Genomic DNA, 12,404 nt, shown 5'->3' on the forward strand with positions numbered 1-12,404 from the left:
ATTTTTAATTTTCTTTTTTTTAATAATTGATTTCAGAAAAAAAATGAAAGAGACTAATAATATTTCTTAAGATTTTTATCTTGTTTAATTTTTTGCAAAAACCAATAAACCCTCTTGATAGAAATTTCAGACATTGTTTTCAAATATTCGTCTTGAGGTCTTATAAAAAATTCAACGACTTTTTCAGTAGCTACAAAAATTTCTATTTTAGTATTGTTGTTAATGGCTAAAACTTCTTTTACTGTAACTATTTCGTCTCCATCTACATTGTTCGCAGCATATAGCGAGTAAAACATTTTATAAAAATCTCTACCAGGCTTAGTTTTCGTTTCTTCTATAACAACACCCCTTAACACTACACCATCAGCTTCTTTTTCAGATGCATCTGGGGAAGTATTGCGTAAGCTTTCTTTTTGTTCGTTTTCAGCGTCTTCTAATTTTAGATCTTCCTCTGTCCCATTTATTACCATACGTTCCATTCCTAATAGCTTATCATTTTCATCATAAACCAATAAAAGAATAATAATTCTATCCTTATCTTTACTATTTATAGTGGTTGAGGAAAGGTTCTTTTTTTCTCCTAAATCTAAAACAAAACGGCCACGCTGCTTATTATTTGAATTATTTGAATTGCTAGAATTGTTTTTAATCACAGAAAGAATATAGCGTAAACTCTGACTTGAAGATGTTTTATTTATTGCAGAACCTGTAATCTGAATTACATCGCCATATTGTTGCATATCTATCTTTGCCGCTACTTGTGTATTGTATACTTGTGAAAAACCACAATTAGTAAACACCACGGCCAGTATAATTAATATGGTATGTGTATTTTTTGCCTGCAAAATATTTTAATTTATTATATTACGAATAAGGATCGTCTGTTTTTTTCCTTGCATTGAAATTATCATATTATTCGATATAGAATTTGACCCCAATAAGATAAGGTTTTGGTTGGCCCCTCTTTGGATGACCGCCGTGGTATGCGAAATAGCCCCTTTTGCATTTAAATCAATAATACTATTATTAATTCCGGTTTGCAGCAGAGTTTCTTTTATTACACCTGCAGTTATACCTAGTAAAACTTCATTATTATTCCCTTTTTGAAATAACCCAATATCACTATAAATAGAGTGAGTGCTCGAAACAACATCGTTATTATTCCCTACTTGTTGAATGTAAATATTATTTGAAGCAGTAACACTTCTTGTATTGCTGAGGGAACCAGTTTGGGAAGTTAGGCTATTAAACTGCTCTGGTTTATTTTGAAGCGTAGCAATAATGGCTGCTGAAGAATCATCTATTCTATATGTTTGGGCATAAGTAAAACTACTCATTAACCCCACCAAAAAAACAATCGCTATTTTAATTATACATTTCATCTTCTTCTTTTTAATCGGTTTGAGTAAAGCGTAAGAGCATGTGTTAAATGCTCTTACTGTTTTACTATTTTTGCTATAAATACGACTGTTTATTTTAGTCCCCTTATAGGTTATTTTGAACTACTATAGAACCATTACCTATCCCAATTTGGTTTACAACACTATTGTGTCCAAGGCCAGTTTGAGAAACTATACTCCAGTTAGCAACACCCAATTGATTAACTAAAGAAGTATTAAGAATACCTGTTTGGGCAACCAAACTAATATTTCCAATACCTATTTGGTTTACATCTGAATCGTTAGCAATACCTAATTGACTTACAAATGATATGTTTCCTGACCCAAGTTGAAAAACATCAGAATCATTAAACAAACCTGTTTGGTCAACATCTGAGAAATTACTCACCCCAAGTTGAGTAACTGTAGAAGTGTTTGCAATTCCCAATTGATCTACACTAGAACTATTTGTTGTTCCTATTTGAAGAACATCCGAGTCATTTAAAAGACCAATTTGAGTTACAGTCGATCCATTTCCAGTGCCTATTTGAATAACATCTGAATCATTAGAGATACCCAGCTGACCTACAACTGATATATTTCCAGTACCCACTTGAAGGACATCTGAATCATTCAAAAAACCAATTTGAACTACAGTTGATCCATTTCCAAGACCTAACTGTACAACATCTGAATCGTTAAGAATTCCAAGCTGATCAACACTAGAAGTGTTAAGCGTTCCAACTTGTAAAACATCTGAATCGTTAGCTATTCCTATTTGATTTACAGCGGAATTGTTTGCAAGACCAAATTGAATAACATCAGAATCATTCACCAAACCTTGTTGGTTGACAGCTGAATTATTTAACACCCCTACTTGAAGAACATTACTGTCATTGAATTGTGCGAACATTGCTGTTCCGGCCATTAGCGCTACTGCGCAAAAAACTACTTTTTTCATAATTTAAAGATTTAAAGATTAATATTTGATTAAAAAAAAAATTCTACTTTACAGTAAGGAAATGAATCCTTATTTTTTGATCAATCAGTATAAAATGATTAACCTACTTTAATTATGGGGCCGTTTATGAATTTTAAAAAATGGTCTTCTTAAATATTAAAGAACATTTTTAAATTAAGGAGTTTAAATTTTCTGAACTTTTAGACAATTAAATATGCCAATCAAATTCAAAAAAATATTTAAGGGGCAGCGTTTTGTTATTTAACAATTATTGAGGAGAGGTGTCTTCAAACATTGCTGTCATCCAATCACAATTCAAAGATGCGATAAAAAAAATCATTACGCTAATGTTTTGAAAATCAAAAAGTAAGAATAGGGAAAACCCCTTTTTCTCAAGGGGTTTTTCTTGTTAATAATTGATGTTTTATTAGATGAATAACATAAAAAAACCGACTAAATACACTTAATCGGTTTTTAATGTAAAATGTTAATTTTTTGTTAAATTTACTTAGTAAACAAAAGTTCTCTGTATTTCGTTAATGGCCAAATTTCATCATCCACTAAAAGTTCAAGCTTATCGCAATGGTAACGAATTACTTCAAAAAATGGTTTTACATCTTCACAATAAGCAAATGCCTTCTTTTCTATATTAACTAGCTTATTAGACTTCTTTCTCGCCTCTATCATATCGGTAATTCCCTTGTTGATTTTAGCAATATGCTCGCTAATCTCTTCAATTAGAAGCATCTGTTCCTTAGATAGCTTTTTAAAGTCCGTTCCGTATATATCTTTTAAGCCACGAACGTTTTCAATCAAAATATTCTGATAACGAATTGCTGTTGGGATTACATGGTTTCGGGCAATATCACCTAGAATACGTCCTTCTATTTGAATTCGCATTGCATAATCCTCCATTTCAATTTCATAACGAGCTTCAAGTTCTACCTTACTCATAATACCAAGCCCTTCAAAAAGTGAAATTGTCTTTTTAGAAACTTTCGCTTTCAATGCTTCAGGAGTTGTTTTATGATTGCTCAAACCACGCTTCGCAGCTTCCTTTTCCCATGCCTCACCATAACCATCACCTTCAAAACGAATCCTTTTCGAATCTTTTATATACTCTTTAAGAACATTGAAGATGGCATCATCCTTCTTCATCTTCTTATTTTTTATCAATGCATCAACTTCTTCTTTGAAATCTATTAATTGTCTTGCAACAATCGCATTCAAGATAGTCATTGGGTTCGCACAGTTTGCAGTTGAACCTACCGCACGGAATTCAAACTTATTTCCTGTGAAAGCAAATGGAGACGTTCTATTTCTATCTGTATTGTCTAATAGAATTTCTGGAATTTTACCAACCACATTTAACTTAAGGTCTGTTTTTTCCTGAGGTGAAAGTTTACCACTGGTAACTTTTTCAAGCTCATCAAGCACATCTGTTAACTGCGAACCAATAAATGCAGAGATAATCGCTGGCGGAGCTTCATTTGCACCCAAACGGTGATCATTACTCGCGCTTGCAATCGATGCTCTCAATAATTCTTCGTGTTCATTAACCGCTTTAAGTGTATTAATAAAGAAGGTAAGAAACTGAAGATTTTTCATTGGTGTACTTCCTGGCCCTAGAAGGTTAACACCTGTATTTGTAGCTAAAGACCAGTTATTATGCTTCCCACTTCCGTTTACATTTGCAAAAGGTTTTTCATGAAACAGAACCTTAAAGTTATGTTTTTCAGCAACTTTATGCATTAAATCCATCAATAAGGAGTTGTGATCTACTGCCAAATTAGTTTCTTCAAAAATAGGAGCTAACTCAAATTGGTTTGGTGCCACTTCATTATGACGCGTTTTTACAGGAATACCGAGCAACATACACTCCGTTTCCAATTGGCGCATAAAATTAAGCACTCTTGAGGGGATCGACCCAAAGTAATGATCATCTAATTGTTGTCCTTTTGCTGAAGAATGCCCTAACAACGTTCTACCTGCCAAAGAAATATCTGGTCGAGAAGCCGCCAAAGCACTATCTACTAGAAAATATTCCTGCTCCCAACCTAAGGTTGCGTTTACTTTAGTTACATTTTTATCGAAATATTTTGCCACAGCAGTCGCTGCGTTATCAATAGATTGTAAGGCACGAAGCAAAGGTGTTTTATAATCTAATGCTTCTCCTGTATAAGAAACAAAAACCGTTGGTATACACAAGGTAGTTCCGTACACAAAAGCAGGCGATGTTGGATCCCAAGCGGTATACCCTCTGGCTTCAAATGTATTTCTAATGCCACCATTTGGGAAACTTGAAGCATCAGGTTCTTGTTGTACTAATTGTCCTCCACCAAATTTTTCAATAGCCTGACCATTATCTATTGTTTCAAAAAAGGCATCATGCTTTTCAGCTGTTGCACCAGTTAATGGTTGAAACCAGTGTGTGTAATGCGTAGCGCCTTTTCCAATTGCCCATTCTTTCATCCCTGTAGAGATGTGATCTGCAATATGGCGTTCTATTTTAGACCCATTTTCAATGGCATCCATAACACTTTTAAAAGAATCTTTTGTAAGGTATTGGCGCATTGCACCTTCATTGAACACGTTTTTTCCAAAAATTTCGGAACGTCTTTCTGGTTCTGTAACTGGAACAGGAACTCTTTTATAAGTTTCCTTAATGGCATGAAATCTTAAAGTAGGCATTGTTTTGGTTTTATTGATTCGACCGTGCAAAAATATATAAAAAACAAAAACGACCCCCTATTTTTTTAATTTAATTCGCTTAAAACATAAAAAAAACACAAACACCCCCTAAAATTATAGGGGTGGTTTTGCAATGTATTATTTTAATATAGTCATTCCAATAAAAATCGCATAGGCAGCAACTAATAAAATTCCTCTTTTGCGCCCAAGCTGATAGGATTTAGGCAGGAATATTAAAGGAAGTATAATTGCAGAAAAACCAATCATCCAAAAAATATCATTTGTAAGCACCTCTTCACTTTTAACGAAAATAGGTTGAATTATGGCCGTTATTCCCAACACAGAAGAAATATTGAATATGTTTGACCCAATAAGGTTTCCAAGAGAAATAGCTTTTTCCTTTTTAAGTGCTGCTATAACTGAAGCCGCTAACTCTGGGATGCTTGTGCCTACCGCAATCATGGTAACGGCAATTACGCGTTCACTTACACCAAAGCCTTCAGCCAAAGTCACAGCGCCATTCACCAAGAATTCACTTCCTGCATACAGCGAAACCCCTCCTATTAGTAACCAAACAATTATTTTAAAGTTTGAAGTTTTAGATAAGCCTTCATCAATACTGTCATCAACAGGCATGGTGCTTCTTTCGTTCTTTGCGTGTTTAATTAAAACCCAGAGATACACTAAAAGCATCAATAATAAAGCAACACCTTCTGAACGTGTTATCACCTTACCGCTTTTTAGGATAAAATACAACGCAACAGAAAGCACCATCATTACCGGCCAATTCAACTTATAAAAACCTTTATCGATTGCCAAAGGTGAAATAATTGCAGTAATTCCAAGCACCAACCCTATATTTGCAATGTTTGAACCTATTACGTTTCCTAAGGAAATATCTGAAAATCCATTTAGTGCAGCTTGAAGACTTACTAATAGTTCAGGAGCAGAAGTTGCAAAAGAAACAACCGTTAACCCTATTACCATCTTAGAAATATGGAGCCTAAAAGAAAGTGCAACAGATGAACGAACTAAAAATTCACCCCCAACTACCAATAACACCAGTCCTAAAAAAACATATAAATACTCCATATACTATGATTTGGCTGCGAAGATACTAAATACCGAAATGAAATAAATAGCTATTCAATACTCTTCTTAAAGTTTTAATAGGTAGAAAATACCGATGCTATTTTAACTTCTTTTTAAATAAAGATTGTTCTAAATTGTGTAATTTCAGATGAAATATAACCCGCTGTGAAAAAGAATATTTTTAAAATACTATCAAAAGTAAACAGAAAAGTTTTGCCTAGTTTTACGAAGCAAGGTGTAAACCTAGAAAGCGCTTCAAAGCTCCAAATGGCTATTTTCGCTTATAAATTATGGGTGACAAAAAACGCATTAGATTAATATTGAAGCAGTGAATTCACTATATGCTTTTTTAATTTTTGAATTCCATTTAAGCCTTTTAATTCAATCAAAAAATTACATTGTACAATTTCTCCACCCAATTTTTCAATCAAACTACATGCTGCGCTTGCAGTACCACCAGTTGCCAAAACATCATCATGTAGCAAAACACGATCCCCTTTTTTAATAGCATCTTCATGAATTTCAAGCGCATCCATTCCGTACTCTAATTGATACGACTCTTTTAAAGTTGTATAAGGAAGTTTTCCTGGTTTTCTAATAGGTATAAAGCCTGCATTAAGCTTTTGCGCCAGTAATGTGCCGAAGAAAAAACCCCGAGACTCGATTCCAACAACCTTATCAATTTTTTGACCTCCTACCAATTGCAGTAAGTTTTCTAAGCATTGTGCTGAAGCATCTTTATTAGCTAGTAAAGGAGTAATATCTTTAAACTGAATACCCTGCTTAGGAAAATCAGCTATATTCCGAATGTATTTTTCTATATCCATCTGGTTAAAAATAATCAAAAAAAAATCCGAACTTAAAAAGTCCGGAATTTTATAGTGACCTTGCCAGGATTCAAACCTGGAACCTCCTGAGCCGTAATCAGGTGCGCTATTCAGTTGCGCCACAAGGCCATATTGGGGTGCAAATGTAAAAAAAATAGCTCACATTAAAACAACCATTTTAAAAAAATATTTATTAAATTATTTCGGCACTCAAACCAGCTTCCAAAAGCATCGTACATCGTGGCTTTAACTCCTTGAAAACACCTGTTTTAACAGTGCACTTCCCCTTATAATGAACAATGATAGAACATTGTTCTGCTTGCTCTGGGGTATGCTCACAAGCAAATATTAAGCTATTTATTACATGATCGAATGTGTTTACATCGTCATTGTAAAGCACAATTTCATTTTGATTGCTTTCTTTTTCAACAACCGAAACATCTTCCTGAATCTTTTCCTTGGTACTCATAATTTTATATAATTCTAAAAAAACTAAATTTACTAATTAGTAAACTTAGCGGCAACCCATTTATTTTTCTCTTTGTTTTCAACGAAACTAAGGCCTAAATTATTGCAACTTTCTGTGATGATGGGTAAGTCTTCTTTATAAAATCCGCTTAAATAAAGAGCTCCATTATCGTTTAAACTTCTGCAATAGGTTTGCATATCGTTTAATAGTATGTTTCGGTTTATATTGGCTATAATAACGTCATACTTTCTACCGCTTAGCAAGGAAGCATCCCCGAGATAGACAGAAATGTTTTTGCAATTATTCCTTTCTATGTTTTCAGCAGAATTTTCAAAACACCATTCATCAATATCTATTGCGTCTAGTTTTGAAGCCCCGCGCATTTCAGCTAATATCGCTAAAACTGCAGTGCCACAACCCATATCTAGAACTGATTTTCCTTCAAAATTGTTTTCTAGTATAAACTGAAGCATCATAAAAGTAGTTTCGTGATGCCCTGTTCCGAAAGACATTTTAGGCTCTATCACGATTTCATATTCAAAATTTTTAACCGGGTGAAATGGCGCTCTAACAGTGCATTTACCAGCTACTTCAATGGGGTCAAAATTCTTTTCCCATTCTGCATTCCAGTTTATTTGTTCAATTTCTGAAAAAGTGTGGGTAATTTTAAATTCCTCTGATTGAAGGATGTTTATGTTTTCCAAAATAGCAGCATTCCACTCTTCTTTTTGAATGTATGCCGTAACTCCATCTTCGGTTTCCACAAAACTTTCAAAACCCGCATAACCCAATTCAGCAATCAGAATCTCTGTTCCTGGTTGGAGCGGAGTTACCTTAAAGTCGTATCCTAAATAAATCTGTGACATTAAAATGCATTTACAATTTTCATAAAACTAGCTACTTTTAGCGAAGCGCCGCCAATTAAGCCACCATCAACGTCTGCCTGCCCAAAGATTTCAGCGGCATTATCTGGTTTTACACTTCCACCATAAAGTATCGAAACTTTTTTTGCAATCGTTTCATTATAATTTTCATTAATAAGTTTTCTGATATATTGGTGCATTTCCTGCGCCTGTTCAGGGCTCGCAGTTTCGCCGGTGCCAATCGCCCAAACGGGTTCGTATGCAATAATTACATTTTCCCATGCCGCTTCAGAAATATGAAAAAGCCCTTCTGAAAGCTGTCTATTAATTAATGAAAAATGATTCTCAGCTTTTCTATCTGCCAACTCTTCTCCTATACAAAAAATAAGAGTCATTTTATTTTCTAAGGCTGTATTTACTTTTTCAGCAAGCAAACTCCCATCTTCATTAAAAAAAGCACGGCGTTCGCTATGCCCCAAAATAACAGTGCTTACACCTACACTTTTAAGCATTTTAGCTGAAACTTCGCCAGTGAAAGCACCTTCATTACTTTGATGCATATTTTGTGCTGCGATTGTTACAGGATGTTCCCGCAACGAATTGAATGTATGATGTAAACTTGTAAATGGTGGAGCCACCATTACCGCTACATCTTCTGGAAATACTTGCTTCTTTAAATCAACCAAAAACATTTCAGTTTCGGCTAAATCGTTATTCATTTTCCAGTTTCCTGCTACTATATTTTTTCTCATTTTAATGCTTTTATAAGGTTTTCGTCATTCGTTTCAATGGCTTTGTAGAGACTAATTTCTCCCTTTGGATTAACAACCATATATCGAGGAATCCAGTCCAGGTCTATGGAAGAACAAAATTTGCCTTTCCAACCTTCTTTAATAAAATAATTTTCACCAACAACATTATATTTTTTAATACCGTTTTTCCAACTACTCGTTTCCTTATCTAAGGAAAGAAATAGAAACACGATTTCTGGATTTTCTTTACGAAGGTTTTGAACTTTTGGCATTCCAACAATACAATCTTTACACCAACTAGCCCAAATATCTATAAAAATGGTTTTACCTTGGTATTGCTTCAAAATTTCTAAAAGCGAAATTTCTTCATTGTTTTCTGAAAGAAATTTTTCACCCAAAGCTTCTTCAGTAAAAGAGGTTTGTTGTGCTTGCGCGAAAGCGACAAATAATAAAAAGACAACGATTGTTTTCATAAAAATTAATTTTAATTAACTGGCATTCGCTACATCCTATACCATTACAAAAAAAATTATTGCCTACTAATTTTAGGATCCAGCCAGCCATAAATAATATCGACAAAAATATTGATTAAAATAAACAATGTGGCTATTACCAGCACAGAACCCATAATTATGGGCAAATCTAATGTGTTTAAGGCATTGACAATTTCTTTCCCCAAACCATTCCACCCAAATATATACTCCACAAAAACTGCACCTGCCAACATGGAAGCGAACCATCCTGAAATTGCTGTAACAACAGGGTTTAACGAATTTTTAAGTGCATGTTTTCTAATAACCTGATACGAAGAAAGACCTTTTGCTTTTGCAGTACGAATGTAATCTTGGTTTAAAACTTCGAGTAATGAATTCCGCATTAATTGACTTACAACTGCCAGCGGACGTATTCCTAGAACGATTGCTGGAAGTATTAAATTTTTCCATTGAATGTGTTTTCCGTTTCCAAAATCATCTACTTCATACAAGCTTCCAGTCATATTTAAATTTGTGTATTCATGCAGCAAAAATCCAAAAATCCATGCAAAAATAATGGCGCTAAAAAATGAAGGTACACTCATGCCAAGCGTACTTGTTAATTGGATAAATTTATCTAAAAATCTATCTTTAAAAAGCACGGAAACAACTCCCAGAAACACTCCCATAAGCATTGCAATAACAATTGCTGAAACCGCTAAAACAAATGTATTTGGCAATGTTTCAGCAATAACCTCACTTACTTTTTTTCCATTCTTTTGAAATGACTCACGCAAATATGGGAATTTTAAAGCGACAGTAGTATTTGCTATGGAAAAAAGGGTTGCTGCGCTATATTTTTTTTTAGAAAGAAAGGTGTAATCATCTATGTTTTTACTGTGAAATGAAATAGGCGATAAATCGTTTATATACCGCAGGTATTGCACAGAAACAGGTTGATCAAAACCATACTTTTTTTTCACAATGGCAAGTTGTTCAGCAGTTTCATTTTGCCCCAACATCATCCGTGCGGGATCGCCAGGAAGGATTGTAAAAAGAAGAAAAATTACGGTTACAACTCCAACCAACGTCAACAGTGCGTATCCTAATTTTTGAAGTATGTAACGTACCAAAATTTTATTATTTTATTTGCTCCAAAGTTCGTGGCTCGTATTCAAAATCGGCTCCGAAAAGTATCTTTGAATAGGCTTCGATGGTTTCATCAAAACCAGCTTCTTTTCTTCGTTGGTTTACGGTTTCAGCATTTTCTATTGGCCAAATAAAAGACCCTCTTTCATCATCAAACGTCATTCCTTGTGTTCCGTAAATTTGCAACTTTCCTTCCATCATTAAATACCGATCTTCCATCATTGCAGCAGAAGTTTTTGGAATTTCATTTGCTGCCGCAGCTTTTTTCACCAAAGGTAAAAACAGCGGTATTTTCTCTGGATTGTGCTGTAAAACGTTCCATGCAACGAGGCTAGATTCTTCTCCAACAACCGATTTACCTGGATAGCCCTTTTCTCTTAAATATTTTTCAACGAAAATCATATTTACACTATCTAACACACTTTGCATTCCTACAAGATCGCCACTATACTCTGCTTCAGAAAGCCCCATTTTTTCGCCTAACTTTTTTCTTTCTTCTAAAGATCTAGTTTGCATCAACGATCGGTATTTTTGATCGAGAACCGCAATACTATCCAGACGTTGTTTTAACGAAAGATCCAACTTTGGTTTTGCATTTTCAACTACGGGAAGTGCTAATTTATGAATATCGTTCCAGTGAAGTTTTTGTTTTATAGTTCCATTATCCAATTCTAAAATCCCTGGATTACTTCTCACAATCGTTTTTAAAGTGGTTTCATCACAGAAATAAAACTTGAAATTTAGTTTGTATTCAGCTACAAGTGCTTCCGTCATTTCTTGCGAAGAAGCCGAAAGACCAATTACATTATAACCGTTTTTTATTGCTTTATCCGTGGCGGTTTTTATAGGAATATAGCCGTCTTTTTCGGTATTTCCAAGGCTATATGCAATTACAATTACAAGGTTTTCTTCTTCCAAAAATTGTGCAGTAAAATCCTCCCCATCACGCTCCATTGTAAAATCATGGATTGGTGGCTCATACCCTTCTTGAATCATTTCGGTTTCCGTGCCTATCAATTCACCATCCACTTGTGGGTATTCACCATTTGTAATAATAATTTTTTCTTCGCCATCGATTTTAAATTTCCATTTATATTCAAAAACAGGAGCTGGTGCATCTTTAGGAACAGACATTCCTTCAGTTATATTTGCGCCAATTTTATACGGACGAAAATCTATTATTGGTAGGTGCAGCAATACATAATACGTTACGCCAAGACAGGCTACAAATGAAGCGAGTATAAAGATACTACGCAATCCTTTTGTAAAGAATGGGCGAATGTATTTACTGCCAAAGAAAAGAATTAAAATTAAAACTAACAGTATAATATCCTTGGTGAAAGATTCCCAAGGGGTTAGCTTTATTGCATCTCCAAAGCATCCACAATCGGTCACCTTATTGAAATATGCCGAATAAAAAGTGAGAAACGTAAAAAACACAATCATTAGCAAAAGGCTCCAAAGTGTAAATTTTTTCAGATACCCTAAAAGCAATGCAACGCCCAGCAATACCTCAAAAATAACAACAAAAATTGCAATTAATAAGGCGTATGGCACCAAGAATTCAAGGTCTAAAACTTCAGGCGCAAAATAATCTTTCAGCTTAAATGAAAACCCAACGGGATCGTTCAACTTTATCAACCCGCTGATAATAAAAAGTACTCCGACAATAATTCTTGATATTCCTACTAGTATTTTCATTTTTATAATTTCTTAATTCTACTTTCCTAGCTTTTAATTCTTGGTTC

General features: G+C 34.4%; 12 protein-coding genes and 1 tRNA gene. All 13 read right to left on the minus strand.

Going from position 1 to position 12,404, the window contains the following annotated elements:
- Positions 1 to 53 precede the first annotated feature (53 nt).
- The 13 genes from ABJ955_RS02055 to ABJ955_RS02115 all read right to left on the minus strand — a co-directional run bounded on the left by ABJ955_RS02055 (position 54) and on the right by ABJ955_RS02115 (position 12,357).
- Positions 54 to 845: a CsgE family curli-type amyloid fiber assembly protein gene (locus tag ABJ955_RS02055; RefSeq protein ID WP_347372941.1), complete on the minus strand. Its 792-nt coding sequence runs from the start codon at positions 843 to 845 to the stop codon at positions 54 to 56.
- Between the two features lie 6 nt (positions 846 to 851).
- Positions 852 to 1,382, minus strand: a complete 531-nt coding sequence (locus ABJ955_RS02060; protein WP_347372942.1) for a hypothetical protein — start codon at positions 1,380 to 1,382, stop codon at positions 852 to 854.
- Between the two features lie 103 nt (positions 1,383 to 1,485).
- On the minus strand, positions 1,486 to 2,340 hold the full coding sequence (locus ABJ955_RS02065; RefSeq protein ID WP_347372943.1) for a hypothetical protein: 855 nt from the start codon (positions 2,338 to 2,340) through the stop codon (positions 1,486 to 1,488).
- A gap of 504 nt (positions 2,341 to 2,844) precedes the next feature.
- On the minus strand, positions 2,845 to 5,031 hold the full coding sequence (locus ABJ955_RS02070) for a glutamine synthetase III (protein ID WP_347372944.1): 2,187 nt from the start codon (positions 5,029 to 5,031) through the stop codon (positions 2,845 to 2,847).
- 138 nt (positions 5,032 to 5,169) lie between these two features.
- Positions 5,170 to 6,123 carry a calcium/sodium antiporter gene (locus ABJ955_RS02075; protein ID WP_347372945.1) on the minus strand — a complete coding sequence of 318 codons (954 nt, stop codon included), beginning with the start codon at positions 6,121 to 6,123 and terminating at the stop codon, positions 5,170 to 5,172.
- Positions 6,124 to 6,437: 314 nt separating this feature from the next.
- Complete coding sequence (locus tag ABJ955_RS02080) at positions 6,438 to 6,950, minus strand: adenine phosphoribosyltransferase (RefSeq protein WP_347372946.1); 513 nt, start codon at positions 6,948 to 6,950, stop codon at positions 6,438 to 6,440.
- 55 nt (positions 6,951 to 7,005) lie between these two features.
- Positions 7,006 to 7,079: transfer RNA gene (locus ABJ955_RS02085), tRNA-Arg, on the minus strand.
- Between the two features lie 64 nt (positions 7,080 to 7,143).
- Positions 7,144 to 7,419 (minus strand): ATP-dependent Clp protease adaptor ClpS, encoded by a 276-nt coding sequence (locus tag ABJ955_RS02090; RefSeq protein ID WP_347372947.1) that lies wholly within the window; start codon positions 7,417 to 7,419, stop codon positions 7,144 to 7,146.
- Positions 7,420 to 7,451: 32 nt separating this feature from the next.
- Entirely contained in the window at positions 7,452 to 8,285 is an 834-nt protein-coding gene (prmA, locus tag ABJ955_RS02095) for a 50S ribosomal protein L11 methyltransferase (RefSeq protein ID WP_347372948.1), read from the minus strand.
- Positions 8,285 to 9,034, minus strand: coding sequence for a triose-phosphate isomerase (tpiA, locus tag ABJ955_RS02100; RefSeq protein ID WP_347372949.1), 750 nt, complete (start codon positions 9,032 to 9,034; stop codon positions 8,285 to 8,287). The genes prmA and tpiA overlap by 1 nt, the downstream gene beginning before the upstream one ends.
- Positions 9,031 to 9,507 (minus strand): thioredoxin-like domain-containing protein, encoded by a 477-nt coding sequence (locus ABJ955_RS02105; protein ID WP_347372950.1) that lies wholly within the window; start codon positions 9,505 to 9,507, stop codon positions 9,031 to 9,033. The genes tpiA and ABJ955_RS02105 overlap by 4 nt, the downstream gene beginning before the upstream one ends.
- A gap of 56 nt (positions 9,508 to 9,563) precedes the next feature.
- Positions 9,564 to 10,640: an ABC transporter permease gene (locus tag ABJ955_RS02110; RefSeq protein ID WP_347372951.1), complete on the minus strand. Its 1,077-nt coding sequence runs from the start codon at positions 10,638 to 10,640 to the stop codon at positions 9,564 to 9,566.
- A 7-nt stretch (positions 10,641 to 10,647) separates the two neighbouring features.
- A complete protein-coding gene (locus tag ABJ955_RS02115; RefSeq protein ID WP_347372952.1) occupies positions 10,648 to 12,357 on the minus strand; it encodes a BT_3928 family protein in 1,710 nt (569 codons plus the stop codon).
- Positions 12,358 to 12,404 lie beyond the last annotated feature (47 nt).

The sequence above is a fragment of the Aequorivita sp. Q41 genome (assembly GCF_039831855.1).
In the GTDB taxonomy this organism is placed as follows: domain Bacteria; phylum Bacteroidota; class Bacteroidia; order Flavobacteriales; family Flavobacteriaceae; genus Aequorivita.